The 26489-nt window shown below is 71.9% G+C and carries 28 protein-coding genes; 13 read left to right on the top strand and 15 right to left on the bottom strand.

The features are described from left to right. Together ACH427_RS16890 and ACH427_RS16885 are read left to right on the top strand one after the other, a co-directional pair. Entirely contained in the window at positions 1-549 is a 549-nt protein-coding gene (locus tag ACH427_RS16890) for a GNAT family N-acetyltransferase (RefSeq protein ID WP_398870242.1), read from the top strand. Between the two features lie 171 nt (positions 550-720). Then, positions 721-1020 (top strand): hypothetical protein, encoded by a 300-nt coding sequence (locus tag ACH427_RS16885; RefSeq protein ID WP_398870241.1) that lies wholly within the window; start codon positions 721-723, stop codon positions 1018-1020. A gap of 117 nt (positions 1021-1137) precedes the next feature. On the opposite strand, the gene ACH427_RS16880 is transcribed toward ACH427_RS16885, so the two are convergent. Further along, a complete protein-coding gene (locus ACH427_RS16880) occupies positions 1138-1914 on the bottom strand; it encodes a hypothetical protein (protein WP_398870240.1) in 777 nt (258 codons plus the stop codon). Between the two features lie 276 nt (positions 1915-2190). Here ACH427_RS16880 and ACH427_RS16875 point away from each other — a divergent pair, with 276 nt between their 5' ends. The 3 genes from ACH427_RS16875 to ACH427_RS16865 are packed head-to-tail and all read left to right on the top strand — an operon-like array spanning position 2191 to position 3917. Beyond that, positions 2191-2439 carry a hypothetical protein gene (locus ACH427_RS16875; protein WP_398870239.1) on the top strand — a complete coding sequence of 83 codons (249 nt, stop codon included), beginning with the start codon at positions 2191-2193 and terminating at the stop codon, positions 2437-2439. A gap of 54 nt (positions 2440-2493) precedes the next feature. After that, complete coding sequence (locus ACH427_RS16870) at positions 2494-2970, top strand: hypothetical protein (RefSeq protein WP_398870238.1); 477 nt, start codon at positions 2494-2496, stop codon at positions 2968-2970. Continuing rightward, entirely contained in the window at positions 2967-3917 is a 951-nt protein-coding gene (locus tag ACH427_RS16865; protein ID WP_398870237.1) for a recombinase family protein, read from the top strand. Before ACH427_RS16870 ends, ACH427_RS16865 begins: the two co-directional genes overlap by 4 nt. 178 nt (positions 3918-4095) lie before the next feature. Here ACH427_RS16865 and ACH427_RS16860 read toward each other — a convergent pair whose 3' ends face one another. Next, positions 4096-4872, bottom strand: a complete 777-nt coding sequence (locus tag ACH427_RS16860; RefSeq protein WP_398870236.1) for a replication-relaxation family protein — start codon at positions 4870-4872, stop codon at positions 4096-4098. A 382-nt stretch (positions 4873-5254) separates the two neighbouring features. Between ACH427_RS16860 and ACH427_RS16855 the strand changes: the two genes are divergently transcribed. Beyond that, positions 5255-5644, top strand: a complete 390-nt coding sequence (locus ACH427_RS16855; protein WP_398870235.1) for a hypothetical protein — start codon at positions 5255-5257, stop codon at positions 5642-5644. 67 nt (positions 5645-5711) lie between these two features. Here ACH427_RS16855 and ACH427_RS16850 read toward each other — a convergent pair whose 3' ends face one another. The 4 genes from ACH427_RS16850 to ACH427_RS16835 all read right to left on the bottom strand — a co-directional run bounded on the left by ACH427_RS16850 (position 5712) and on the right by ACH427_RS16835 (position 8273). Further along, positions 5712-6416, bottom strand: coding sequence for a hypothetical protein (locus tag ACH427_RS16850; RefSeq protein ID WP_398870234.1), 705 nt, complete (start codon positions 6414-6416; stop codon positions 5712-5714). A gap of 1 nt (position 6417) precedes the next feature. Continuing rightward, the gene (locus tag ACH427_RS16845; protein WP_398870233.1) at positions 6418-6855 is read right to left on the bottom strand and encodes a hypothetical protein; all 438 of its coding nucleotides are present in this window, start codon (positions 6853-6855) and stop codon (positions 6418-6420) included. A 171-nt stretch (positions 6856-7026) separates the two neighbouring features. Next, on the bottom strand, positions 7027-7221 hold the full coding sequence (locus tag ACH427_RS16840; protein WP_398870232.1) for a hypothetical protein: 195 nt from the start codon (positions 7219-7221) through the stop codon (positions 7027-7029). Next, a complete protein-coding gene (locus tag ACH427_RS16835; RefSeq protein ID WP_398870230.1) occupies positions 7221-8273 on the bottom strand; it encodes a hypothetical protein in 1053 nt (350 codons plus the stop codon). The genes ACH427_RS16840 and ACH427_RS16835 overlap by 1 nt, the downstream gene beginning before the upstream one ends. 936 nt (positions 8274-9209) lie before the next feature. Here ACH427_RS16835 and ACH427_RS16830 point away from each other — a divergent pair. The 3 genes from ACH427_RS16830 (at position 9210) to ACH427_RS16820 (ending at position 11251) form a co-directional block, all read left to right on the top strand. Next, positions 9210-9836: a hypothetical protein gene (locus ACH427_RS16830; protein WP_398870229.1), complete on the top strand. Its 627-nt coding sequence runs from the start codon at positions 9210-9212 to the stop codon at positions 9834-9836. 84 nt (positions 9837-9920) lie between these two features. Then, entirely contained in the window at positions 9921-10907 is a 987-nt protein-coding gene (locus tag ACH427_RS16825; RefSeq protein WP_398870228.1) for a ParA family protein, read from the top strand. Beyond that, positions 10904-11251: a hypothetical protein gene (locus tag ACH427_RS16820; protein ID WP_398870227.1), complete on the top strand. Its 348-nt coding sequence runs from the start codon at positions 10904-10906 to the stop codon at positions 11249-11251. Before ACH427_RS16825 ends, ACH427_RS16820 begins: the two co-directional genes overlap by 4 nt. 112 nt (positions 11252-11363) lie before the next feature. On the opposite strand, the gene ACH427_RS16815 is transcribed toward ACH427_RS16820, so the two are convergent. From ACH427_RS16815 to ACH427_RS16805, 3 genes are all read right to left on the bottom strand, one after another. After that, positions 11364-11714, bottom strand: a complete 351-nt coding sequence (locus tag ACH427_RS16815; RefSeq protein WP_398870226.1) for a hypothetical protein — start codon at positions 11712-11714, stop codon at positions 11364-11366. A 321-nt stretch (positions 11715-12035) separates the two neighbouring features. After that, entirely contained in the window at positions 12036-12449 is a 414-nt protein-coding gene (locus tag ACH427_RS16810; RefSeq protein WP_398870225.1) for a hypothetical protein, read from the bottom strand. Positions 12450-12570: 121 nt separating this feature from the next. Beyond that, positions 12571-12792 carry a hypothetical protein gene (locus ACH427_RS16805; protein WP_398870224.1) on the bottom strand — a complete coding sequence of 74 codons (222 nt, stop codon included), beginning with the start codon at positions 12790-12792 and terminating at the stop codon, positions 12571-12573. Between the two features lie 146 nt (positions 12793-12938). Here ACH427_RS16805 and ACH427_RS16800 point away from each other — a divergent pair, with 146 nt between their 5' ends. Further along, positions 12939-14201, top strand: a complete 1263-nt coding sequence (locus tag ACH427_RS16800) for a hypothetical protein (RefSeq protein ID WP_398870310.1) — start codon at positions 12939-12941, stop codon at positions 14199-14201. Between the two features lie 1163 nt (positions 14202-15364). Here the strand turns inward: ACH427_RS16800 and ACH427_RS16795 are convergent. The 5 genes from ACH427_RS16795 to ACH427_RS16775 all read right to left on the bottom strand — a co-directional run bounded on the left by ACH427_RS16795 (position 15365) and on the right by ACH427_RS16775 (position 20849). After that, entirely contained in the window at positions 15365-15724 is a 360-nt protein-coding gene (locus ACH427_RS16795) for a hypothetical protein (RefSeq protein WP_398870223.1), read from the bottom strand. Between the two features lie 202 nt (positions 15725-15926). Beyond that, complete coding sequence (gene dnaB / locus ACH427_RS16790) at positions 15927-17387, bottom strand: replicative DNA helicase (RefSeq protein ID WP_398870309.1); 1461 nt, start codon at positions 17385-17387, stop codon at positions 15927-15929. Next, positions 17384-18568, bottom strand: a complete 1185-nt coding sequence (locus ACH427_RS16785) for a hypothetical protein (protein WP_398870222.1) — start codon at positions 18566-18568, stop codon at positions 17384-17386. The genes dnaB and ACH427_RS16785 overlap by 4 nt, the downstream gene beginning before the upstream one ends. 899 nt (positions 18569-19467) lie before the next feature. After that, entirely contained in the window at positions 19468-20001 is a 534-nt protein-coding gene (locus tag ACH427_RS16780; RefSeq protein WP_398870221.1) for a GNAT family N-acetyltransferase, read from the bottom strand. Positions 20002-20039: 38 nt separating this feature from the next. Continuing rightward, complete coding sequence (locus ACH427_RS16775) at positions 20040-20849, bottom strand: GntR family transcriptional regulator (protein WP_398870219.1); 810 nt, start codon at positions 20847-20849, stop codon at positions 20040-20042. Positions 20850-21193: 344 nt separating this feature from the next. On the opposite strand from ACH427_RS16775, the gene ACH427_RS16770 reads away from it, so the two are divergent. Beyond that, positions 21194-21595, top strand: coding sequence for a hypothetical protein (locus tag ACH427_RS16770; protein WP_398870218.1), 402 nt, complete (start codon positions 21194-21196; stop codon positions 21593-21595). A gap of 7 nt (positions 21596-21602) precedes the next feature. Here ACH427_RS16770 and ACH427_RS16765 read toward each other — a convergent pair whose 3' ends face one another. Next, a complete protein-coding gene (locus ACH427_RS16765) occupies positions 21603-21836 on the bottom strand; it encodes a hypothetical protein (RefSeq protein ID WP_398870217.1) in 234 nt (77 codons plus the stop codon). A 74-nt stretch (positions 21837-21910) separates the two neighbouring features. On the opposite strand from ACH427_RS16765, the gene ACH427_RS16760 reads away from it, so the two are divergent. Together ACH427_RS16760 and ACH427_RS16755 are read left to right on the top strand one after the other, a co-directional pair. After that, positions 21911-24094: a hypothetical protein gene (locus ACH427_RS16760; protein ID WP_398870216.1), complete on the top strand. Its 2184-nt coding sequence runs from the start codon at positions 21911-21913 to the stop codon at positions 24092-24094. A 197-nt stretch (positions 24095-24291) separates the two neighbouring features. Further along, complete coding sequence (locus ACH427_RS16755) at positions 24292-26463, top strand: hypothetical protein (RefSeq protein WP_398870215.1); 2172 nt, start codon at positions 24292-24294, stop codon at positions 26461-26463. Positions 26464-26489 lie beyond the last annotated feature (26 nt).

Genomic DNA, 26489 nt, shown 5'->3' with positions numbered 1-26489 from the left:
TTGCCCACCCTCGACCTGCGCCCGTACGGACCCGACGGCATCGCCGGCATCCGCACCCTGCTCCTCGACATCCACGACGACGCTTACGCCGACAGCACCAGCGAGTTCAACACCCGCGAACGCTTCTCCTGGTTCGTCGACCACTGGTCCGCCCGCCCCGGCTTCTCCTGCGTCATCGGCTACGACGGCACCGAAGCCGTCGGCTACGCCTACGGCGCCCCCCTGGCCGCCAGCAGCGCCTGGTGGAAGGACGTGGCCGGACTCAGCGAGGCCGCCACCCGCGAGGACGGCATGCGCACCTTCGCCCTCTCCGAACTGATGGTCACCCAGAAACGGCGCAAGACCGGGGCCGCAGTGCAGATCCACGACGCCCTGCTCGCACTCCGCACCGAAACCAGAGTCACCCTCACCGTCGACACCACCCACCCGAAGGTGCGTGCCCTGTACGAACGGTGGGGATACACCCGCGTCGGCTCGTCGAAACCCTTCGACGACTCCCCCACCTTCGACGTCATGCTCCGCGAACTTCTCCCGCCATCGCGACCATAAGTCCCGCTCCTTAGCAGGAAACTGCCAGTTCAGCGACTATTGCCCCCATTAGATCTAATGGGGGCAACTGGCGTTCTCGGGGTCTTTGCCGCGCTGTCAACCTTCGGCATCGCCCTTACGCGTCGCACAGTGAGGGCCGGCGACCCCCAGGCTGCTGGGAGCATCCCCTCCATGTCCTGCAATTGCGCTCAAGGCTTCACCGTCCAGCTGCACGACGGCGGCACCCGGTACCCCGTGATCCCGACCGCCCGGCACGGTGAGATCTCGTACTACTTCGACGCCCGGTGCTCCAGGTGCAGCACCAAGTACGAGGCCCCGTTCGCGAGGGTCGACGACGAGGGCCAGGTCCTCGCCGACCAGATGCAGGACCTGCCGATGGCTGACCTCATGTGGTTCCGCAAGCAGTGCGGCCCCTTCACCTGTGGCTGTGATCAGGAATCGCTGGCGGGCCCTGCAGTTCCAGGGCCGTGACCCCTTGACCAATCCCTTGCACGGCGGGTGGTCAAGGGGTGCCCGCCGTGCAATCCGAGGTGATCCGCGAGGGATGAGCAGGCGGTCCAATCAATTGAGGGGGTGGAATCGGCGGCGTCAGTCCCGCCCGTGACCGGGGTCTTCCATCGCTTCCCACGTCACGCCGTTGCCGGGGGTCTGGCGCAGGGCCTTGGCGCGGGCACGGTCCTTTGCGATCCAGTCCGGGGTTTCGGCTGGGGCGTCGCCCTCGCGGGCCAGGCGTTCCAGCAGGTCGGCGTGCAGGTCGGCGGCGTCGGCCTGCTTGTGCGGGTCGGGGACCAGCTGGTCCTTCAGGAGCCGGGCGGTGTAGTTGCTGGTGATGATCAGTGCGGAGGTGGTGTTGTGCCTCTCCAGGTGGCCGCTGACCGGCCGGTCGTCGCGGGCCCAGGAGTCGTGCGGGGCGGTGTGGTCGCGCAGCCAGCTGTCGAGGAGCTCGGCGGCTTCTTCGGGGTTGCTGGCCGGGTAGGGGATGCGGGGGTCCTCCGGGGTGCCGTTCAGGCGGACGGTCTCCGGCTCGTCGAGCGGTGCGCGCCATTGCTCGACCTGGTCGGCGAACCGCTTGTGCGCGGACTGGCGGGTGATGGGCCCGAGCGCCTCGCCGATGTCGTCCCAGGACGTGCCGCGCTCCCGCTCGTAGACCACGGCCCAGCGCAGGGCCTCCTCGGCCCTGCGGACCGCGCGCAGGGCCTGCTCGACGAACTCGCCGGGATGGGCATAGCTGTCGGAGCCGGGCGAGATCCCGCCGAGCGCGGACTCGGCGATTTCCCGGTAGGCGTCGGAGAGCATCAGGCGGGCGAGCCCGGCCTCGGTGAACGGGTGCGGCGGGTCGGCCGGAGCCGTGTCATTCGTCGTCACGTTGTCAGCCTAGGGCTGACGGCATGACTTTGTCAGTCTGAAGCTGACATTCGCCCCGGGTGTTGATCCGTTCACCCGAGGGGGCGGAAACGGTCGTTTACGCCCCCTGTAGCCGATCCAATCCGCCGAATCGGCCAAACGGGCTGAAAGGCGGTCGTTCTGGGGTGGCGATCCAATGGATTCCATTCCGTACTTGCGCCCCCCTATTTCGCCCCCTAGGTTGTTCGTTGAACGCCGGAGCCACCACGGCCCGGCCGACGAAGGGGTGGGGAACCCATGCCGTTTCCGCGCTTCAAACTCGTCCCGGACTGGATCGACATCGACGTCCGAGGATGGGAGCTCACCGGCATCAAGGAGACCGGCGAGTCCATCGTCGAGTGCCACACGCAGTTCCACCCGTACGACGAGAACGTCGACATCGAGAACGCCATGGACTGGGCCGAGGGCATCATCGGTTCCCGCCAGGAGTGGCTGCACCTCCGCGAGCGGGGCTTCGACCGGTGGGAGGCCGGCACCCTCGACTGACCGCCTGCACGCAGCCTGACCAGCCGAGCACCACCTACCGAATCAAGGAGAGCCGTGACCGTTCACGAGCACCAGCACTGGAAGTCCTTGACCATCCGCCGCCCTGACGACGTCCCGGTCGCCACCCCTCTCGCGTGGCAGATCGATAAGCACACCGAGCACAACGACCGGCTCATGAACATCGCGCTCCCCGCCGACTTCAAGTACGAGGTCGAGCGTGGCGACGCTGGCGACGCCCTCGCGGTCATCGCCCTGCGCGAGTCGATGCGCCGCGACATCGAGGCCGGCCGCGGGGTGCGGGTGCGTGAGGCGATCGGGCTGGGCGCCACCTGGAACGAGGTCGCCGCCGCCCTGGACGTCTCCCCCGACGCCGCCCGGACCCTGCTGCGCGAGTGGGCCGACGGGCAGCACAACCTCTACCTCCGCGACGTCGAGCACGGGCAGAATCGTCCTCTCGGGCTCAACCCGGACCAGCACGCCGCCATGCTCGCCCTCACCGAGCTGGGCGACGACGAGGCCGCCCGTCAATGACTGACCGCCTGTACCTGCGGCACTCGACGGACAAACAGACCGCCGCCCGGCAGCGGCACGCCCTGGCGGCGCTGCTCGCCGCCGGCGCCCCGGCCTACGAGGACCCGGCGACCTCCAGCCGCGTCCTGTCCCTGTACCGCGCGGGCTTCAAGAAGCTGCTCGACGAGGCCGCCGTCGGCGACACCATCCGCATCGCCGACGCCGCCCGCCTCTTCCGGTCGGTCGCGGACATCATCGCCCTGCGGCCGGTCCTCATCCGGCGCGGCCTGCACCTGCGGGTGGAGTCCGGGCTGCTGTCCGGCATCGACCTCGCCTCGGACGACCCGGGCACCAAGATGATCGTCCAGGTCCTCGCGGCCGTGCTGGAGTTCCAGCGCGACATGATCTCGGAGAACACCAAGGAGGGCGTCGCCGCGGCCGAGGCCGCCGGGAAGCGGCTCGGGCGTCCGGCCGCGCTCGACGAGGGCGAGGTCGTCGAGCTGGTGGAGGCGTACCGCGAGGGCGCCGCCGTGAAAGCCCTCGCGCGGCAGTACGGCATCGCGCCCAAGACCGTCCGGCGCGCGCTCGATGCTGCCAGGGCCCGCGATGTGCCCGACGACCTCGGGCTGCTCCTGGAAGACGGCGTCACGGCGGCACCGCGTCATGCCGCCACCGGCGAGGACCAGGACCAGGAGCCCGAGCCGGACCCCACGGCGACCATCGACGTCCCCGGCCTGCTCGCCGAGTACCTGCAGAACACCGCGGACACCACGATCCGTGACGCGCTGCACGGCGGTCGGACCATCCGTCGGGGGCAGGGCTACTCGGTGCGCGTCACCGCTCCGCTCACGGTCCACCAAGCCGTGCTCGCGCAGTGCGCTGGCCTCGCCGCCGACGGCGCGAGCCCGGCCGGGCGCAAGGCTCACCGGATCTACGCCGACCGGGTGGCAGCCGCAGGAGCCGCCTGAGTCTTGATGACCTCCCAGCTCGCAGGCTGTTGGGCCTGTTGGGTCTAATAGGCCCAACAGGGTCAGGCGGGCGTGGCGTTACGGCCACGGCAGCACGCGGGGCCGCGGAGCTTCATGCTCCGCGGCCCCGGTGTGCACAGATACGAACGTTTCGTTCAACGACCCCGGTCGGGCCCGGTCACGCCGCTCGGCGGGCGGCCGCCTGTTCGTCGCTCTGGCCGATGGCTCGCCACTTCCACTCGGCCGGACCGTGCTTGAGCAGCTCGGGCAGCACGGCCACGTCGACTCGCAGTTTGATGCCGCGGACCCGCTTCTCCAAGGCGGTGATCCGCTTCTCCAGGAGCTCCGGATCGGCGCCGGCCAGGACGAGCCGGACGACCGGGAAGAGCGTGCTGTGCGGGTACCGCTGGCGCCACAGCTGTTTCGTGGAGCCGATTGTCCCGCGCTCGCCCTCTCGGTAGGTGGCCTTCGAGTACGCCTCGTAGGTGTACAGCTTCGCCGCGAGGCGGGACGGGCTCATGGTGAACCGGTCGACTTCAAGGAACGTCGCCTCGGCGCCGCGCGAGGGCCGGAACAGCACGGCGTCGGAGACGACCCTGCGGGCCTTGTCGATGGTGTGGTCGACCTCGACCTCCCAGTCGACGAGCGTGCCGCCCCAGCGGGTGATGACGTCGGTGACGGCCAGGCCGTGGGCTGCGAGGCCGGCGGCTATGGCTCGTTCGCCGGTTGCCGCGTGGGGGCGGACCGGGAAGTCGCCGCCCTCCTGCAGGGCCCGCTGACCGGTGACCGTCAGGTGCCATACCTTCTCCCGGCCGTGCCGTCCGTGGCCGACGAGCCCGAGCGCCTGGAGGTCGCGCAGGGCGCGCAGCACGTAACCGATGCCGAGGCCGTTGCGGGTGACGACGAGGGCAATCTGCTGCGCGGTGGCGATCCGTACGCGGGACAGCGTCAGCATCACCAGGCCCCGGGTCTGGGCGGTCGAAGTGAGCTTCCTCGGAGCGGCAGGAGTCGGAACGAGGGCAGGGATAGAGGTGTCCTGCTCCAGATCAGGCCCCTTGACCGGGCTCTGACCTGCGGTTTCGTCAGTCTGGCTGGAGGGCGACGTTGGACCGGAGGCGACACCGGACGCGTGCCTGGAGGCTGACGGTTCGTTGGCCTGGTCGCGTGCAGTGTCTTCGCGGTCGATATCGGTGTTGTCGTACACGGCGGTGCTCCTCGGGAAGGATCGCGGGGCCTCCCGGCGGAAAACCCCTCTCATTCCGTAGAGGTGTCGAGAAGAGGCGCCGTGTGACAGTTGCCGCCGAGGAACATCGGCGGGCGCATCATCGGGACGGTCGATGGAGTCGTTGAGACGGGCCGCGCCCGGGGTCGAGCACCGAGCCGAGCAGGCTGCCGAGACTGCCTGTCACCTTGCCGACGCCACTGTCCGGGGCGGTTGGAGCACGGCGGCCGCCGAGGACGCGCTGGATGCGATCGACACCCTCGTTGAGGCCCTGGGCAGCGTTGGGGACGACGCCGTCGCGCAGGCTCTCGCCGTGGTGGCGGTCGCGACCGGCGACGCCCGCCGCAGCCTGGGCATTGCCGTGGACGACCGCGCCCCGGAGCCCGTCACCGCGGCGGTGCCCGCACCGCGCAGACCGCCGAGGCGACGCGGGCTGGGGCCGGGCTACCAGGGCATACGCACAGAACACCGACGCCCGCGCACGGCCGAGGACGGGGCCTGTTAGACCTGTTGGGGCTAATAGGTCTAACAGGGGCCCGTCTGCGGTTTCGTGAGCGGGTCTGTCGGCGGGTCTACAGGGCCTCGGGGACGGCGACCGGGTTCGACCCGAGGTATCCCAGGCGCTCGTCCACCGTCGCCTCTGCCTGCCGCTGGCGGCCGACGTGGGCCTTGTCGGCGGGCCAGCCCTTGGCCGTCTTGCACTGCTGGCCGTCGCCCGCCCCGCACTTCTCACACGTCAGCCGCAGGACCTCGACCGCCACCTCGGCGTCCCGCTCGCGACGCCGGCGCGAGGATGCGGCCTTGGACTCCCAGCCGATGCCGATACCGGCCATCGCCTCCGGGTACGTCGTGGTTTCCCGCCCCTCGGCGCCCTCGGCGGACGCGAGCTTGGCGTCCTGCGCGAGCCGGACTAGCTGCCAGACGGTCGGCACGATCGCCGGGCCGCCGAAGTCCTTGCGGTCCGTCCCCCGCGCAGCTGTGCCCCAGGGGTCGCCGCTGGGGAAGGTGGTGGCGAGCGGTACGTCGCCCTCGACGATGCGGGCGAGGAACCCCATCCGGTCGCTGGTCTCCCGCACGGTCGACGCGGTGGAGCGCAGCGAGTTGATGACGTCCGCGAGCTCCACCGGCGTGGCCGGAACCTCGGCGGCCCGGGCCAGCTGGCGCAGCCGCAGCTCGATCCCGGCGAGCTCCACGGCCAGCTCGTCCAGGGTGATGTTCTTGCCCTCTATCAGGCCGGTGGTGTCCGTCTCGGCGGCGGTCTCGTGGGTGTCCGTCACGTCAGTTCCCTTCGTCGGTGCGGGTGTCGGTCTGGTCGGCGAGCTGGCGCTCGCACTCGGCGATCTGCTCCCGGCAGTGGCGCAGCAGAAGCTCCTCGGTGTTCTCGGGGCTCTCGTCGAGGCCGTGGCAGCGCAGCAGGTATTCGCGCAGTTTCCAGTCGGCGCCCTGGTCCCAGCGTTCCTCGTCGATCGCGTCGTCGCCGGGCCAGTCCATCCGGACGATGACGTCCTCCCAGTTGGCGAGGTCCTCGGCGGCCCATGTCCGGCGCTCGTTCTCGGTGGGGTCGGGCACCCCCGAGTACTCCACGTAGCAGTCGTGGTCGGCGAGGATGCCGGCGGCGTAGTCGAGCGGGATGCCGCCGTGCTCGACGGCCCACCCCCACACGGCTATCGCCTCGATCAGCGGCGGCGCCTCATGAGGGCGTGGATCGCAGTACAAAGTCGTCTCCTTGGGTGAGGCCCAGGGTCGGGGGCCGCCGGCCTTCGCTCCCCCGGCACCGCCCGGCGCGGACAGCGCCCCCGTGGTGCGGGGGCGTGCGCGCAGGACGGCGCCGGGCCCGTGGTCCCTGACCTGGGGAGTTCCACATTTCTGACCGGAAATGAGGAGGGATCAGTCCGTGTCGATGTCGAGCTGGAGGTAGGCACGCTGGCCGCCGTCGTACGTCCGGGCGGTCGTGGTGCGGAACGTGCGTTTCAGGGCGTCGAGGACGGCCTGGACGGTCGCCTCGTCGCCACAGATCCGTACGTCCGCGATCCCGGGCAGGTACGTGCGCTCGGTCCGCTCGCGGCGGGTACGGGTGGCCATCAGGTGAACGCCACGCGGGCGACGACGGCCAGGAGCTCGCCCGCGTCGCCCGCGCTCTGCAGGGCTCCGGGGTCCTCGGGCGTCTTCACGGGCCCGGCGACCAGGACGTGCTGGACGCGGTCGAGCAGGTCCCACCAGTGCTCCGGCAGGCTGACGGTCTCGGCGGCCCGCCACAGCTCGATGTCGTCCTCGCCGTCCGGGCCGACGTGGACCAGGCCCCGCAGGGAGCGGTCGGCGATCCGGGCACGTACCCGCCAGCGCGGGTCCATGTCCGGCATCCCGTGCAGGCCCCAGTGCTCCCAGTCGGTGCGGGCCTCCAGGTCCTCGATCCCGGCGCCCTCGGTCTCCGGGTACAGCACGAGCATCGGCATCGGCTGGTCGTCGGGCGTGGTCGTCTTCATCAGCGTCACGCCGTAGTTCGGGGCCAGGTGGTAGGTGTCGACGTCGCCCAGGTCGAGGTCGTCGAGCGTGACCACCTTCACCCCGGCCTTGCGGAAGGCGTCCATCGGGTCGGCTGGCCGCTGGCGCGGAGGGGCGCCGGGGACGACCTTGACCATGTCGGCGATCTCCTCGGCGGAGGCCCCGCCCATGGCCCAGTGGTCGAGGGCGTCCTCCAGGAGGTCGGAGGCGGACGCGTCGTCCATCGCCTCCACGGAGGCCAGGGCCTCGGCGGCCGCGGCCGGGTCCGTCTTCCCGGCCCGCGCGAGCGGCGCCCACGCCCGGGTAGTGGGCGAGGCGACGAACCCGGGGCTCGGCAGCGTCGCGTAGATCGCCGCGGCGAGCGCGACGAGGGTCGGCCGCTGCTCGGTGCGGAGCTTCTTCGCCAGCGTCCGCTGACAGGGCTGGCAGCGTCCCCGGCAGGCGGCGACGAGGCGAGCGGCGAGTTCGGCGTCGAGTTCCCGACCGGCGCGGTGCGGGAGGTCCTCGAGGACCGCCATGTCGGGCAGCGGCTCGTGCCGGTGGACGGCGTTCGCGGCCGCCGATGCGTGAGCGGCTCCGGTACGGCGCGAACGGTTCTTCGCGCGCTGCTTCTTGCCGTGCGACTTGACCACGAGTTCTCTCCTCGGTGGCGTGCAGCGGTTACCCATGACCCGATGCACGCGCGGAGAACGTGGCGCTGCGCGGGCATACGGAAGTGCGTTGGTGATGACCAACTCGGTGGTGCTCTCCGCACTGATGCACTGGGACCGTCCAGTCCTGGCACCTTCGCCTCAGATCGCTCCCAGTCATGGGCTGAGGCCGGCTTCGGCCCGTGCGAGGGGCCGTGCACAGCACGGTACCGCCTACCGCCGACAGCGGGATGCGGAACACGCGAGATCCGTCCGGGAGAGGACGGCGGGGGGAACTCCGGAGTTCGCCGGCGGACAACTCCCGGCGGCCGACCAGGGTGTAAACGCACCTGTAAACCAGGGTGCGACAGGCGCTGTCCCGCACACCCGCTCCGACCTGCGCGTCCTGCCCCCCAGACATGAACCCACCCACTCCCCTCGTCCCTCAGAAAGTGGGTGGGTTCATCTCAGGTGGTCAGGAGGTCGGAGCGGGTGTGCGGGACAGCGTGGAAGTACGGGGAAGGGCAGCAGAGTACAAATTCGTGGCGGGTGGGGTGGGTGTGACGGGGGATCGGGAGTATCAGGCGGAGGAGGACGGGGCGGGGGCAGGGAGTTCGGCGGGCGGAGTGTCGGCGGCCTGTGCGAGGACGGCTTGCAGGCGCTCGGAACGGTGAGCGCGATCGCGTCGGCCGCCTCGGGCGCCGGGCGGCCACCCGCCCCTGGGCGGAAACTGTCCGGACTGCACAAGGCGAAACTGGCGAAACTGTCGCATTAGGAAAACGGTCAGTGCGCCCCCTCGGGCTTGTTGGGTCTAATGGGTCCAACTGCTGGTGAGCAGCAGGTTCTCGACGGGGTTCTTGCACTTATGCGACTCCTCTACGCGTGCGCGCGCGTAGAGGGCGCGACGTTGTGCAGCGTGCTGCCCTACGGTTCCCCGCTGTGTCTCGCCGTCTGTCCCGCCCCCGTCCGGCCCACCGGCCGCTGCTCCTGACCCCGGAGGTCGAGGAGCGCCTGGTCGAGCTCACCGGCCTCGGTGTCTCCGTCGGCCTGGCGGCCCAGGGGGCCGGGGTGAACCGCGCCACCGTCTTCCGGTGGCTGGCACGCGGCAGAGCCGAGGCGGCGGCCCGCGCTGCGGGGGCGGCTCCGTGTCCCGAGGAGGAGCCGTTCGCCACGTTGTACGGGCGGATCGCGCAGGCTCGGGCAACCGCCGCGGCGCGTGCTGTCCGGCGCATCCAGCAGGCCGGGGCCGGCGGCTTCGTCGTTTCGTCCCGGACCCGCAGGTTCCGCGACCCGGTCACCGGTGTGCCCGTCGAGGAGACCACGGTGCGCCGGGCCCCGCCCGACTGGCGGGCGTTCGCCTGGCTCCTGGAGCGGCTGTTCCCGGACGAGTACGGCAAGCGCGCCGTCGGCCGCGATCCGTTCGACGCGCCCGACGACGCCGGCCCCGCCGAGACGGGGACGGACTGGGCGGCTCTCAGCGCCCGACTCGAACTCGCTCTCGGGGCGGGCGCCGACCTGCCCGGACACGATGGGCGTCCCTCGATCGAGGGGGGTAGGACCTGTTAGACCCAACAGGTCGGATACCGTCTGGGCTGCACAAACACCGGAGGGGGAAGGACGGAGAGGGTCGATCTTGATGAGGAGAGACGTATGTCCATGATCACCCTGGGGCCGCTGGCGCCCAGGTCGGACACGCTGGACGTCGTCCGCGACTGGCGCGTGGACGAGTTCATCGAGCTGCTCGACGACGACGCCGCCCTGGAGGCGGCGCTGGACCGGATCGACTACAACCGCGAGCTACGCGCCCAGATCTTCGTCCCTCCGTCGATCGGCAACCTCCCCCGGGCGTTCATCGGCCAGCACCGGACATACGTCTGCATCAACCAGAAGGGCGGTGCCGGCAAGACCACGACCAGTGTGGAACTGGCGGCCGCCTGGGTGGCCATGGGCTACACGGTCCGGGTGATCGATGCCGACCCGCAGGAAGCCTCCCTGTCCGGAGAGTGGCTCCTGCCGCGCTACGACGGCATCATCGAGTCCCAGCGGTACACGCTGACCGATGTCCTGTTCGGCCGTCAGCCGCTGGACGAGGCGACGTACGAGACGACCGTCCAGGGCCTCTACATCGTGCCGAGCGGCGCGCACCTGGGCACGGTCGAGTACGACCCCAAGGCGGGCCGGGACGGCAGTCTGCGCTCCGCGATCCGCAAGTCGAAGGCGGACGTCGACATCACGATCATCGACGCGCCGCCCGCCCTCGGGAAGCTGTCGATCAACGGGCTGATCGCCGCAGACGAGGTCATCGTCCCGCTGCGGGTCGGCGCGCTCGACAAGAAGGCCTTGCGGGAGCTGCACCAGACGATCCGGGCCGTCCAGGAGGACGCCAACCCGCAGCTGTCGGTGGCCGCGGCGGTGATGACGTCCTGGGACAAGAGCCGGTACGCCGGGAAGGTCGCCGCGCAACTGCGCAAGGACTACCCCGAGGCGATCGTCGCCACCGCTCGCCGCAACGTGCGGGTGGCCGAGTGCGCCGACCACGGCGTGCCCGTCCGGGCCTTCGCGCCCACCGCATCCACTACGAGCGACTACGACCAGCTCGCTCGTCTCCTCCTGCCCGTGAAGGGGGCCGCAGCGTGAGCAAGCCGTTCGGCAACAAGGGGGCCGCCGCGAACGGCAGCGGCGGCGCAGCAGCCGGCGGGAGCGCCATCCTCGGCAAGCTCCTCGGCGGCCAGCAGGTCGCAGGCAGCAAGACCAAGGTCCCGGCGTACGTGAGCCAGGAGCTGCTGGAGCGGCTGCGGAACACCGTCGTCGGGATGCAGCGCGACCTGCGGGTCGAGGAGCCGCCGGTCAGCCTCAGCGCGTTCGTCGAGGCCGCGATCCTGACGGCGGTCCGGGATGCGGAGGCCATCTACAACGAGGGCGAGCGGTATCCCGAGCGCCCGAACCAGCGGCTGAAGACCGGCCCCCCGATACAGGGTTAGGCCAGGTCAGAGCCAGTTAGGCCCATTGGGGTCAATAGGTCCAACCTGGGGTCCTGCCTGATCAGGCAGGACCCCAGGCACGTGCTGGCGCACCAAGCCGGGTGGCGGGGGCTCACCGGTCGGGGACCGCTTCGTGGACGAAGGCGGCGAGGAACCCGCCGTCGGCGAGCAGGTGCAGCCGCACGCCCTCGCCGAGTGCCGGGACGAGCGCGCAGTCGATGGGCGCTCCTCCCGTGAGGTGGGGTTCGGTGGTCTCCTGGCCGTCCGCGTCCACGTCCGTGGTGAGCGCGAGGAGGGACGCCAGGACGGCGCTGCGCTCGGACTCGGAGCCGGCACGGACGTACGGGGTGAGCGCGTCGAGGAGCTCCGCGCTCACGTGGGTGATGCGGCGGTGGCCGCTGCGCAGGATTGCCGGGAGGGCGAGGGCGGCCGTTGTGGCCTCGCCGGTGCTGGAGGGCGTCATGCCCGGCACAACGAGGCACCGGGGGCCGACGTCGTTCCCTCCGTCGCCCAGGAGGAGCTTCCGGGCCTGCGGGCTGGAGGTCCGCACCGGTCGCCCGGTGCGGACCCTGCCTTCGCGTGCGCGTCCACGGACGCGCGCGGGGCCGGCCGCGCTCAGGCGACCGGCCCCCACTGGCTTTCTGCGGATCGTCCTGCTGCCGCAGAGCCCTGTCGATCCCCCGGACGAGTGACACGAGGAGGTTGGCGTAGTCCCCTCGTGAGGGGGGTTGGGGGTGTTAGGGGCAACAGGTCTGATGGCGTGTGAGCTGGGTCTATGTGGTGCCTAGCTCTTCGTCTGCTGCGCCAGGAAGTGAAGGCCGGCTTCCATGTCGCTCATTGCCATCACCTTGTCGATGGTGTGCGCGGACAGGTGCTCGGCGAGTTCGAGGACCTGTCCGCGGATCTTGCGCAGCTCGGCGAGCTGGTCGTTGAGGATCTGCAGCTTCTGCCGCCGTGAGGGGCTGAGGTCCGGGAGCTGGCCCCAGGCGGCCGACTGTTCCTCGAACAGGGTCAGGCTCTCGTCCTGCTCGGTGAAGACCTTCTTGATGCGTGTTACGTCGGCATCGGTGAGGACGTGCGGCTTGTCCCGGGCCTCTTCGTACGTTGCGAGGCTCTCGCGCGAGTCGGCGACCCAGCCGCGGGTGTGCTCGATGAAGAATTCGAGCTTGCTGATGGGGTGCCAGATCCGCTCGGCCATCGCCGCGTTCCTCTCATATGGCTGCAGTCGCCGGGCGAGCCTAGCCCTCGGCCACAGCCTGCCGCCGCCCGTTGGCGGGATGCGCGGGCGGCGGCAGGCGGGCGTGGTAGGGCGGCGGGGGTCAGGGGGACGGCGTCTGGGCGACTATGCCCTCCAGCATCTGGGCGGCCTTCTCCTTGTTGCTCTTCGGGACGTCGTCGTCGGTGAGGATGCGGGCCACGAGCCGGAGGAGCCCCTTGGGGACGGGCACGCTCTGGTAGTCGCTGAGTCCGGCGCCGATCGCGTCGGAGTCGTAGAAGTTCGCCAGGCCGCGGCGGGCCGGCTGCTGCATGTCGGCGGTCACCGCAGGAGTCTCCCACCGTGTTGTTGACCGGCTGCACGCGGCGGAGAACCAGCAGTTCAGCGGCTATTGGACCCATTGACCCCAACGGGTCCAATTCTGGTTTTGGCGTACAGGACGCTGGCGGGTGGCTACCGTGTGCCCCCGTGATGAAGGCCCCCGATGTGCTCGACGACATGCCGGAGCTCAAGACGGCGGTCGAGGAGGCGTGTGCGGAGGCGCCCTCCGAGGCGCGCGAGCGGCAGATCCGGGCACACGCCCGCGAGCTGGTCCGCGGGCTGCGCCACCCCGGCCACCCGCTGACGACCGAGGCCGACCTCGAGGACGTGCTCGCCGAGGAGTCGCTGCGCGCGTACGAGGAACTGGCCCTGGCCGGGGAGCTGCGGGCCCGGGGCGAGGTCAGGCCGACCAGCGAGCGGACGGCCCTGGTGCGCTCGGATGTGATGGTGATGCTCCAGCGCGTCCTCGGCCTGCCCGTCGTCCATCTGCGGGTGCGCGAGGTGCTGCCGCTGAAGACGCCGGTGGACCGTGGGCGGCAGGGCCAGCTCCGTGCCAGCCTCCAGACCCTCTCGGACTACATCGGCCGGCGGACCGGCTGGACCGTCGAGGGCGGGCTCCTCACCCGGGGCTATCCGCGCTGGGTGCGCATGCTGGCCCTGGCCTCGGTGGTGCTGGACACCGGCGGCCGGGTGGGGGAGCTCTGCGCGATGCGCCTGGACGACCTCTCGCCGGGGCTGGAAGAAGTGCGGGTCCGCCGGCGGCCCCAGGGCGCGGGCCCCGCCTACCAGCCGACGACCGAGATCTTCGTGCTGTCGGCGGCGACCCGGGCCGCACTGCAGCGGTGGCTCCAGGTGCGCAGGCTGCTGATGCGCGAGGTGACCGGGGCGGCCGACTACCTGTGGGTGTCCGTCCGGGGCAACCACGGCGGCGTCGTCGAGGACCAGGAGCCGGAGTACCGGGCCGCGGGCACGGCGCTCCAGCCGCGTGGCGTCGGCCGGGCCTACAGCGCCGCCGTCGCCAAGGTGAACGTCGACCTCGGCGGCGAGGTGGGCTGGAGTCCCCTGCCGGAGCGGATGGAACAGCTGCGCCGTGGCGTGAAGCCGGGCGTGGTGCTGGTCGCCCCGCCCGCCCCGGACGCCGAGCGTGCCGCGCGCCTGCTGCACGCGGTCGAGGTGGCCGGCCGCGACCTCGCCGGGCTCCCGAGTGCCCAGGACGATGCGACCACCGGCCTGCAGATGCGCGTCGCCGCCCGCGAGGCCGGGCGCGAGGCGTGGCGCCACGGCATCGAGCACCGGGTCCAGCTCGCCGCGCTGAGCACGGCGACCCTGCCCGCCCTCGACGTCCCGCGGGCCGGGTGGGACGCCGAGCTGCTGCGGGCCCTGGACCGGGCCGCGCACCTCACCCCTCTGTAGAGGCCGCAGGCGCGGGAGCGCGGCAAAATCGCAGGTGAAGAGGCATCGGACCTGTTGGACCTAACAGGTCCAACAGTCGGGCACCGGTGACGGGTTTCCAGGCGTCGGTGGACCAGGCGCCGGTTTACCGGTCGTCGGTGGACCAGGCGTGATTACTAGGAACCAGACCAAATACCCCCTACCCCCCGGTCGCTGTCGGCTGGCGGCCGCCCGGCGGCCGGTGCCCGTGAGACTCGGGTCCTGGGCTTCTGAGCTGCGGAAAGGTACGTCCGTGGAACTCGTGAGACCGTCCCACGCACGCGCGTGGAGCAGGCTGGCCGTGGCTCCGGGGGCTGGGCTGTCGGCTCGCAGCGGCCGTACGGTCCGCTCATGGACGACAGGACGCTGCCGCGCCGCTGCGCCTGGTGCGGGCGGCCGCTGGGCGAGGGCTCGCCGAGTCGCCGGTACTGCTCGCGGCCGCGGCTTTGCCGGGACGCGGCGTACCGGGCCCGCCGGCGTGCGGAGCGGGCGGGGGAGCCGCGGGTTGCGCTGGGGTACTTCGGCCGCGAGCTGGAGGTGCGTGTGCTCGGGCTGCGCCAGCTGCTGCTGGACGCGGTCCTTGCCGAGAGCCCGGCGTCCGGCGGGGGTGGGGCGGTGGCCGGTGGACCGTGCGGCGCGAACGAGGTGATCACCCGGAGCAGCCCCGAGAAGAGGCGTAACGGGGGCGCAGAGCGCCGAACACACCCCACGAGCCATTCCCGTCCCATGATCGGCCGCAAGGGGCGCAGACGGCCTTATAGAGGCGCGAGCCCCTGCTTGTGTAGGTCGCGCCCCGAAGGGGCTCCTTCTTTCTGTTCTCGAACACACGGGCCTCAGCCACCGCAGCGCGGGGCGCGTCACCCGAATGGGTGACGCGCCCCGCGCCCTCTCCGACCGATAACTAACAGGCCCTTGCGCTCTTGACAGTCCGGGCCCGTCCGGGACATGACCAGTGGGTTTCCGGGCTTCCCGCCGTCCTCGGCGGGCGCCACACGCCCAGCCAGCAGGGCGCCGGGGGCAAGATCGACAACGCCGGAACGGTGCCGAGAAGTGCTCTGAACAGGGGTGATGCCCACGGCGCGGGCCGTGGGCATCACCTGAGAGTCGGGCCCGCAGGGGCCTGTTAGTTGTTCTGGGGTGCCGGGCTACGGCTTCCCGCCGTCGTCGTCGTGACGGTCACGGTCGGCGGTGAGGCGGCGCAGTTGCTCCAGCATCTCGGCCTGGCCCGCCGTGAGGCCGGCGACGGCGTCGGCGAGCGCCGCCTGGCCCGCGATGAGACCGCCGACGGCCTCCGCGATGCCCTGCACGGCACGGCCCTGCTCCAGCTGGGTCTCCCGCAGCGCGTTGAGGGTCTGGGTGTGGGCACGCAGCGACGTGCGCATCTCCGCGACGTCCCGGTCGGCCATGCTCGCCAGGGTCCGCGTCGCCGCGTTCTCCTCGCGCAGCCGCTCGACCTCGCCCTCCAGGGCGTCGACCCGATGCCTCAGCTCATCCAGCTCGCTCACCCCACCATCCTCTCAGCCCGCCGGCACCGCCCGGGGCCGGACGCCGGAACGGGCGTTGCCCCGGCCGGAAAGGCCGGGGCAACGGTCTGCGTGACTAGACGAGCGGCAGCCTGCCACCCGGACCGGCCAGTGTCGCGGGCTCAAGCGGGGGGCCCGAGCGGCACTGCACAGAATGAGCGATATGCGTACTTTTGTGCGATTTTTAGGTGCGGTTCATGTCCACGAAGCGGCTGTAGTGGCCCTGGAAGGCGGTGGTGACGATCGAGGTCGGCCCGTTGCGGTGCTTGCCGACGATCAGGTCCGCCTCGCCCGCGCGCGGGGACTCCTTCTCGTACTGGTCCTCGCGGTGCAGCAGGATCACCACGTCCGCGTCCTGCTCCAGCGAGCCCGACTCGCGCAGGTCGGAGACCTGCGGCCTCTTGTCGGTGCGCTGCTCGGGCCCGCGGTTGAGCTGCGAGAGCGCAATGACCGGCAGCTCCAGCTCCTTGGCCATCAGCTTGAGCTGGCGGGAGATGTCGGAGACCTCCTGCTGGCGGCTCTCCGGACGGCGACCGCCGCCGTACTGGAGCAGCTGGAGGTAGTCGATGACGACCAGGTCGAGCTGGCCACGCTGCTTGAGCCGGCGGGCCTTGGTGCGGATCGACATGGCAGTCAGCTCCGGGGAGTCGTCCAGGAGCAGGTTCCCCGCGTCGATCTTGGCCTTGGCCTTGGCCATCCGGTTCCAGGCGGCGTCGTCGAGCTGGCCGGAGCGGATGTGGTGCAGGGCGACGGATCCCTCGGCGGACAGCAGCCGCATGTGGAGCTCCTTGCGGCTCATTTCCAAGCTGAAGAACGCGGTGGTCAGCCCGTGCTTGAGGCTCGCCGCCCGCGCGAAGTCGAGGCCGAGGGTGGACTTGCCCATCGCCGGGCGCCCGGCGATCAGGATGAGCTGGCCCTCCTGGAGGCCGAGGGTCAGGCTGTCGAGGTCAGTGAAACCGGTCGGCACGCCGGTGAGCTCGCCTTTCTTGCGCTTCCCGGCCGCCTCGATGTCGTCGAAGGTGTCGTCCAGGCCCTCCGAGGCGTCCATCAGCGACTCGTCGCCGCGGTGGCGGACCACGCCGTACAGCCGCTCCTGCGCGCGCTCGACCAGCTCGTCGGTGTCGCCGTCGCGGGCGTAGCCGCTGGCAGCGATGGCCGTGCCCGCGACGACCAGGTTCCGGGCGACGGCGGCCGCGTAGACGATCTCCGCGTAGTACTCGGCGTTCGCCGCCGTGGGTACCTGCTGGACCAGCGTGTGGAGGTATGCCGCGCCGCCGATCTTGGCCAGTTCGCCGGTCTTGGTCAGGTAGGCCGCGACCGTGATCGGGTCGGCGGGCTCGCCCTTGCCGTGGACGTCGAGGATCGCGCGGAACACGGTCTCGTGCGCCGGCCGGTAGAAGTCGGCGGGTTGCAGGATCTCGGCGACGTCGCCGATGGCGTCCTTCGACAGCAGCATGCCGCCGAGGACGGACTGCTCGGCCTCGAGGTCCTGCGGCGGGACGCGCTCGAAGTGCCGCGGGTCGAGGTCCTCGCCGGAGGCGGCGGGGCCGGGGATGGCTACGCTCATGGTGGATCTCCGTTCACGGGATTCGGGCAGCGGCCGGACCGGGCAAGGTCTCCGGCCGCTGCTGTCGTACGGGGTCAGGACGCGAGGGCGGGAGCCATGCGGCACTCGCACGGACCGACCGGCAGGAAGGTCTCCGGATCCTCGGCGAGGCCGGACCCGTTGCACTTCGAGCACTCCGGCGCGGCCGCCGCCGGGTGACCACCCGCACCGGCGGGGACCTGCGGGAGCTTCTTCAGGTGGCTCCGGTAGACCGCCACCACGTTGAAGACCCGGTCCGGGTCACAGCCGCGGGCCAGGTGACTGCGCAACTTCGGGACCGTCCAGCCCACCGCCAGAGCATCGACGGCGAGCGGCAGCAGCATGTCGGCCGCCTCCTCGCGGTTCATCCGGTCCCGGCCGGGCAGGCCCAGCAGCATCTCCAGCAGCTCCGCACGCTGCCCGTCGCCGTGGCCGTCGCGGGGCGCGGGCACCTCGGCAGCAACAGGAACGGGGTTGTCCTCCGGCGAAGCCGTCTCTCTCGTCGTCGTCTCCGCCTCAGCCGGGACCGGCGTTGCCGCTGCGTCCTCTGCGGAGGGAGAGAGAGAAGATCCAGAGGAAGACACCAGAGGAAGATCGCGTTCCTGCAGGTCACCACCCGTGAGCGGGTCGGATTCCCGACCCCGTGGGTCGGAAATCCGACCCGACGGGTCGGAAATCCGACCCGCTGCACCCCCCGGGTCGGATTTCCGACCCGCTTCGGAAGCCTGCTGGTCAGCCGCTGCGGCAGCCTCCTCGGTGCCTTCCTCGACCAGGTCGGCGAGGGCCGTCCCGAGGGCCTTGAGCTTGTCCTCGGAGTTCCGCCAGCCCTCGTAGTCGGCCGGTGCCGAGTCGTTGATGCGGATACGGAGCGTCTTGGTGAGGGCGCTCGCGCGGGAGGACGTCTTGATGGGCTGGCCCTCGGGCGTGGTCACCAGACCGACCTTGGTGAGGCCGTCGAGGATGCCCCGGATCCGGGTGAGGCTGCTCGGGCCGCCGCTCGGGCTGGGGATCAGCTCGCACAGCAGCTGCAGGGTGAGCACGCGCACGTGGTTCTTGAACTTGTCCACCACCAGGCCGCGCAGCACGAGGTAGCCGCGGACCTCGCCGTCCTTGAGCTGCTCGCACAGGGCGATCCAGTCCATGACGCGGGTGTCGTACCAGCCGTCGTTGTCCGGCCCGTACAGCTCGACCACCTGGTCCGGAGTGGCCGCCGAGGTCTTGGGACGCTTGGGCGAGCTCATCGGGACACCGCCGGCGCGGCCGGGAGGGACAGGGCGGGGAGGGCGCACGAGGACGCCGGGGTCATAGTCACGCAGGCGTTGTACGCGCCGAAGCGGACACCATCGTTTGCGCAGCTCAGGCCGCGATTCAGCTCAGAAGTCGTAGTCACGGCGTCTTCGTACGCGGCCGGGACGGTTACCGTCGCGGGCTCCGCGGAGGTGAGCCGGAGAGGGCGGTACGGCAGGTGGTGCATGGGGTGCGATCTCTCCCAATGGGGTAGAGAGCCGCACGCCGGTGGAACGCCACCAGGCAACCGGACGGGCCTATGAGCGGTGCTGCGAAAACCCAGGCTCGCCAGTTACCCTGGCAGCGGTGACCGGGCCCGATCGTGGGTCGGGAGCCCGGCGTTACCGCCGACGTACGACTCAGGCGCTGTGTGGCTCGTGAGGCCAGAGACTGAGTCGGAGCAGTGAGTCGAGGGCCGTCCTGTTGGCAGCAGGGCGGCCCTTGGCGTTACGGGGCGCGTACGTGCATGGACAACATCCTGTAGCCCTTCCCCCGGTTTGGTGAACCGGGGATGTCCTGGTACCCGGCGCACATGGCGCATCGGGCGATCTTCCACGACGCGTGCGATGTGTGTGAACGCGTTTTCCAGGGCTGAGGTTCCGAGATCCCGTTCTCCGGGAGCGATCTTGTGGAAGCGCCCGCAGCGCGGGAAACAAGCGGCGTGTCGCCGAGCCTCGATAGCGCGCTGTCAGCGCGTACGCGTAGCCTGCTGTGCATCGCAGGCACCTCCATCTCAGGTGCTGGATCACGGCGCCGACCACCACAACCGGCGACGCGATCGGCAGGCCCTCCTCTGGGGGGCCTGTTCGCGTTCTGCGGGGACATCTTCCTCCCTCGGAGCCCAGGGAAGCGGTCAGAGCGCCGAGACCGGAGTGTCGGCGGTTGTGAGGTCTTGCCCCGGATACAGAACAACCGAGGCGGGGCGTTGTGCCATCCAGCCGGACAGCCGGTGGGTGGGTGCTTCGGTACGGACGTGCCGGAACCCTGCGCGGAGGTAGTAGTCCTGGAGCTTGGTGTTGTCACGCCAGCAGTCCAGGCGGACCCAGGGAAGGCCGCGGTCGCAGGCGATGGAACCGGCCCAGTCGAGGATGCGGCCGCCGAGGTGTTCGCCCTTGGCCTGGCGGCCGGTGATGAGCTTCGCGATGTAGACGGCGGAGTCCGGGGCGTCGGCGTCGCGCCAGAAGTCGCGATCGGGCGGGGCGAGCGTGACGGTGGCGAGCAGGCCGGTGCGGTCGTCGTTGTCGATGACCCAGGTCCGGCCGTCACGGATGTTGGCCTCCCACTTCGCCAGGGCAGCCGGGCGGGTGGATGGGTCGCGCCACTGGTCGATGCCGGCGGCGGCGAGCCAGGTCTCGGCCTCGGCGCGGAGCTGCCGAAGGTCGGGCATGTCGGCGACCGTAGCCGGGCGAATCGTCCTCAATGCCGTCAGACCTCCATCTCGTACACGAGTACGTTCCGGTCGCCGGGGGCGATGGTGACCATGCATCGGACCGGCATGCCGTCGGCGGCGTAGCCGATACGGGTGTGCCGGGTGGCGGGGAGGGTGACGTCCTGGTCGAGGCCCAGGCGCTGCTTCTCCTGGGGGGTCAGGCTCCAGGAGCGGATCTCGTCGCGTACCCGCGCTTGGCGGTACCGGCTCTCGTGGACGTTGGCCAGGACGCCGCCGGGCATCGTGACGTCGCGTTCCTCCATGAGGGGGGTGTCCATGGCGACGGCGTGCGGGAACCAGGAGTCGGACAATTGCCATGGTTCGCCGTCGACTCGGCGCAGTCGGCGGCGGACGACGGCGAATGTGCGGGGCGGCAGGCGCAGCCAGGCGGCGATGTCGTCGGGGGCGCGCTCGACGGTGACCTGCGGGGTGTCCTGGGAGGGGACGCGGCCCTGCTCCTCTATGGCCGCCTTCCAGTCGTCCACGCCGCGGTCGGCGTCGTCGCGCCGTTGGCCCCGCTCGAAGACGTGCATGGGGAACTCGACGGGCTGCACGTGGCGGACGTAGGCGGCCACGCCGGGGCGGCTGATGATGAGGCCCTCGGCCTTGAGCGCGCCGATGACCCGGCCGATGGCCTGCCGGCTGAGGCCGTAGTGCTCCGAGAGCTCGCGGGCGCTGGGCAGGTAGGCGGGAGCGTCGCCCTCGGGGCGGAACTCGCCGTCGAGGACGCGCCGACGCATCTCTGCGGTGACGCTCTCGACGGTCGGCGGAGGATTGCCGGTCCCTCGTGGTCGGTTGGTGGGCATAACCCAGACCGTACCAGCCTGTCATGGCAGGCATGCAAGCCCTGACGCCCGCACTTGGTGCAGTCGCTGACGTGATTTCAGCCCCGAGGCTCCGTCGTAGGCCCAGCACAATCGGCCTGCCATGGCAGGGATGTTGACGGTGTGCCAGTTCACCGTCTACGGTCATGCCTGCCACCACGGCCTGTCATGACAGGTATGACAGACATGGTGGGTCGGTCTGAGGTGTCCGTGCTGACCAGGGGAGATCTGCTTCCCCGGCGTGCGGCTGCCGCAGAACGAAGAAGGCCCCCGGGTGTGAGCCGGGGGCCAGCACGGACTGCCACCTACGACGACAGGAGTCCGCAATGACCATCATGACGCACGCCGTGATGCCCGTACGCCCCGAGGGGGCCGTGCACGACATCGCCGACGCCATCGCCACCGCCGTGCCGCTGATCGACAAGGTCACCAGCCTGGCCCAGGTCGGCGTGGCCTTCAGCCTCACCGTGGAGGACGGCTCCGTCACCGCCGACATCACGCTGGAGCGCGGCACCGCCGGCCTGATGGGGCCGCTGGCCTCCAGCCTCGGCGCGCCGGGCCTGTCCTACCCCGAGACGGGGCTCGTCCGGGCGGTCGGCGAGATGGGCGAGGGCCGTATCGCGGTGCGCATCACCGCCCCGGACGTGGAGACCTTCCCCTCCCCCCACCTGCCGGCCGCTGTCGCCCAGGCCTTCGCCGCCGGTTCGGGCCGGGGACGGGCGGCGTGAGCGCCCGTCAGAGCATGCCGCAGGGCGTCGTCTGCCGATACGAGCCGAGGCCCTGCCCCGACTGCGGCGGCGAGGGCGGCTCGACGCAGACCCACAGCGACGGCACGACCTTCCGCCAGTTCTGGGTCTCCTGCCGTTCCTGCAAGGGGTCGGGGGCGCGCTGATGCGCCGCCCCGGCGGCCCGCCGCCGCGCTCGCCCGACCCGCGTGAGGACCTCACGGAAGCCACCACCACTGAGCACCACCGTTAGGAGAAGCCCCGGATGACCTGCTCCGGAGCCGCCCGGACCGCCCCCCGCACGATGGGGGGCGGCCGGTGACCACTCACCCCATCACCCGCTGGGCCACCGCCAACCCCTGGCCCACCCTGGCCGCCGTCGTCCTGCTCCTGGTCCTCGTGGCCGCCGTCGTCTGGTGGCTTCGGCGCCTGTGGGACACGTACCTGGGCAGCAAGCCGCTGGCCGTGCGTTTCGGCATCCTGGCGGCCCTGGGCTGCTCCGGGGCCTCCATCGACACCTCCTGGCGCTACGCCCGCGATCACCTGCACATCGACGTCATCGCCACCCGCATCGCGGTGTTCGGCGGCGCGGAGATCCTGCTGGTCGCGATGGCCCTTTTCGCCCGCCACCAGCTCCTCGGCAGCGAGAAGGGGAAGAAGGCCGTGGGCGGCGGCGCCGGGATCGGCGTGTGGGTCCTCTCCAGCCTGCTGTGCGTGCCGGCCTTCTCGGAGTTCGGCGTCGGTGGCGGTGCCGTCCGGACCATCTTCGGCCCGATCGGCGCGGCCATCGCGATGCACAAGACGGTGCTGACCGAGCTGCAGGAGCGTGACCCGGAGGCCGAGCAGGTCGCCGAGCGCCTGGTGCGCACCCTGCGCGACAAGGTGCTGGCCCGGCTCGGGCTGGCCGACCTCGACCAGGACGCCCAGACCATCGCCCGCAACCGTGCCCTGGCCCACGCCACCGAGCTCGTCGAGCAGCTCGCCGGACTCCCCGCCATCAGCACGGAGGCCAGCGACCGCCGGGAGAAGCGCGAGGCACGGCGGCAGAAGAGGCGGCGCACCGCGCTGCTGGCCGAGCTGCGCACCGCGCTGCGCGAGGCCGGCGTGCGGCCGCCCGTCGCCAGCACCGACCCGATCGACGTGCTCCTGGCCGACCTCGCGGTTGCCCGGCACGCCGAGGCCCTGCTCGAGCTCAAGACGGTCTCGCCGTGGCAGCGCCAGGATCCGGCCGCCCATGAGCTTGCCCAGCAGGTCCGCCAGCAGTGGACCACGGCCGACCAGCGCATCCGCAGCACGCCGCTGTCGGCCGCCGAGCGCCTGGCCCAGCGCGGCCTGCCCCTGCCCGCCCCCGCCCCTGGAGGGAGGCTCTTCGCCGACGTGAAGACCATCACCGGCACCACCGACCCCGCCCCGTCCGACGCTCCGGCGCCCCAGCCGGAACCGGTGACCACCGCCGGGAACCGCGAGCACACCCCCGGTCCGGAACCGGTTCCCGCTCCCCCGGCCCCCGCCCCGGACCCGGCCGCCAGCGAGCCCTCGCAGGCCGCAGCCGAGGCTGCCGGGGAACCGGCACCCGCCGACCACAACAACGACCCGGAACCGGTTCCGGGCGCGGTTCCCGCAGCGGCGGCTCCCGCCCGGGAACCGCGTGCCGACACCGCCCCGGGCGCCGCTCCGGAGACCACCGGGGGCCCGGTTCCCGCCGACGGCGGCGACGCTCGGGAACCCGAGCCGCAGCCGGTTCCCGTCGGCGAGCCCGCCGAGGAGGAGACCGTCCGGGAACTGGTTCCCGTCGGTGCCGTCCCGGCCCTGGGAGCCCCCCGGCTGCGCGTCACCGCGACCCTGCCGGACCCGGCCCCCGGTACCCGCGAGCAGACGGTTCCCGCCCCGGGCGCCGAAGCGGTTCCCGCCCAGACGGGAACCGGGTCGGAACCGCCTTCCGCACCCTCCGGGGAACCGGTTCCCGGCACCACGCCGGACCCGGCGGTTCCCGCCGCCGACGCATCGGCGGGAACCGCCGCGGACGCCGCCGGCGCTGACGGCCCGTCTCCGGCGGGAACCGGTTCCGCCGGCCGCCGGGAACCGGTTCCCGGCGACGAGGCAACGCAGCCCGGAACCGGGCCCGGCGCGCCGTGGGAACCGTCTGCGGGAACCGCCGGAACCGGTGACGGGGACGACCCGGGAACCGGGCCGGGCGAGGCCCCGGAACCGGCCGACGAGGGGGAGTCCCCGGTGCCGGAGACCGAGACCGAGGCGCCGTCCGACACGGACCGGGAACCGGACGAGGACGACGCCGAGGCGTCGGTTCCCGATCGGTACCGGCACCTGGTTCCCGCGCTCGTCGAGCTGCTGGACAAGGCCAAGCGCAACAACGAGAAGGCGCCCACGGTCGCGGCCGTGGCCCGCGAGTTCCGCATCCGCAAGGTGGCGGCCGGCCCGCTGCTCCGGCACGCAAAGGCCCGCGCCGAGCAGGCCGAGGAGCGCGAGCTCGCCCGGACCTGACGGCCACGACCCGAAGGCCGCTTTCATCCGGCCATTCCGGCCACTGCGGCTCGAATTCGTCTCACAGCAACACACGGGGTGACGCGATGATCACTGTCCCCCACCTGCACCGCCTGCACCTTCCTGCTCCCCATGCACAAGGGCCGGGGGCCCCTCTGCTCGCCCCCGGCCCGCTCTTCACCCGATGGAGACTCGTCATGGCACAACGCACCGCGGCAGCACCCCCTACCGACGACGCCGACCTGATGGCGCCGCAGATCATCATCCGGCCCGCCGACGACCCCGCCCCCGACCCTTCGACCAGCGACGATGCCGCCACCGAGCCGACCACCACGGTCCGCGCCGTGCCCATCCTGGCCACTACGGCCTCGGCCGTCGTCGCCTCCGTCTCCCTCGCCTACGGAGCGGCCGGCATCGCCGGAGCCGTGGCGACCGGCGTCGCCGAGGGCGGAGTCGCCGCCTACGGCGCCCACCGGGCCACCCGTACCTCTGTCCGTGCGGGCCGCCGCCGGGCCGCCGGACGCACCCGGACCGGCGGCGGCCGCGCCGCGAACACCAGCGGCGGGCTGTGGGGGCTGACCGGCGGCCGTCTGGGCCGCTGGCGCACCGGGACCGGCGGCTACGGCGGCCACGGCGGTTACGGGGGCGGGCTTCGCGGTGCTGTCCGCGGCGCCGCCCGCCGCGCCGCCGGTGGTGGTGCGGCAACGACCGGCACCACCACCGGCACCACGGGCACTGCTGGGAGCGGGGCCGGGCGCCGGGGCCGGCGCGGCGCGGCCGCGGGCGCGGGCGGATCGGCCGCGACCGGCAGCACCGGCACGGCCGGGGCAGCGGCCGCCGGTCGGGCGGGCGCCAAGGGCACGGCGGGGCAGGGCGGGAACCGTCCGGGCGCGGCAACGGGTGGCCGTGGCGCCGCAGGAACCGGTGGTTCTGCGGGAGGCCGCGCCGGGGGAGCCGGTGGTGGGGTCCGGGGCCGGTGGCAGCGCGGGATGGCCGGTGCCCGGGCGGCGCTCGGACGGGCCGCCCGGCGCCAGCAGGCCGGTGGGGGCCAGGCAGGCCAGGGCGGCGGTACGGCGGGCACACCGGGCAAGGTCTCGCTCGTCAAGAAGCCCAAGGGCCAGGCCGGGGGCGCCCAGGGCGGCGGCCAGGCCGCCGGTGGGGGCACGGCCCGTCAGCGCAGCGCCCGCGCTCGGGCGCTGCTGTCCCGGCTGGTGCGCGCCCGGGCCCGCACCCGGCTGCGCCGCCGCCGGATCAACCGCCGCTTCGGCGCCTGGTGGAAGCGCACGGGCCCGTGGCGCGCCGCCGCCCGCCGGAACATCCCGCACGGCGCCCGCGTGGGCCTGGCCGGCGCCGCCTCCGGGCTCACCGGGGCCCTGCTGACGCCGCCCGGTGTCGCCATCGGCATGCTCGTCACGCTCAAGCGCCTCTTCTTCCCCCGGCGCGGCGCGGGGAACCCGGCCTACACGTGGGGGCCCGCCACCGCCCGCCGGATCTGGGCGCGCCTGTACGGCCGGGCCCAGGCCAAGCACGCCCGCAACCAGCGCATAGCGGCGATCACCGGCAAGGTCCCGGTCCCCGTCCGGGGCGCCGCCGCCACCGTTACCGCCCCCGCCACCACGACCGGCGGCGGGGCCATCACCCCCGGAGGGATCAGCGCCATGTCCGTACTCACCCGCACCTGCGAGGACCTGCGCGACAGCTACACCCGGTACATGCCGCCGTCGATGATGGCCGTCGCCGCGGAGTACGCCGGGCTGCCGGAGGGCATCCGCCAGTGCGGCCAGGCCGTCAAGGCCCTGGCGATCAACACCGACACCAAGTACCCGGTGCTCAAGCCCTTGGTGCAGGCCCTGGTCGGCGTCTACACGAAGGTCATGCAGGCCGCCGACTACGCCGAGCAGATCAACCCCCAATTCCGCACCGTGCACGCCGACGACCTCGCCCGCCACGAGTCCCCCCGCAACGGCCAGCCCGGCGAGCGGATGTGGAACATCGGCGTCGTCCCCGGCAGTGGCGGCACCGCCTTCCAGCCCTCCCACTTCGTGATGCAGTCCCAGTCGGTGGCCATCGTCTACGCCACCTACACCCCCGACGACATGATCAGCGTCGGCCGCGAGTACGCCGGCCTGCCGGTCGCGCTGGAGGCGGTCTCCGCGACGGTCGAGGTGCTGCACACCCGCACCCGCGACTCCTACCCGGTGGACGACTCCGTCACCGACATGATCGCCACCCTCGCGCGCATGCTCGCCTCCGCCGCCAGCGAGGCCATGGACGTCTTCAAGCTCTTCCGCACCCTGCATGCCAAGGACCTGAGCAGGCACGAGAACCCCAGGAAGGGTCCCGCGAGCGAAGCCATGTGGAACGTCTGACCAGCCAAAACGCAAGGGGAGGGAAC

The organism is Streptomyces sp. NPDC020379 (assembly GCF_044387105.1).
GTDB lineage: Bacteria > Actinomycetota > Actinomycetes > Streptomycetales > Streptomycetaceae > Streptomyces.
The sequence above is the reverse complement of the archived record's forward strand: the minus strand, read 5'-3'. Positions and strand labels throughout refer to the sequence as shown.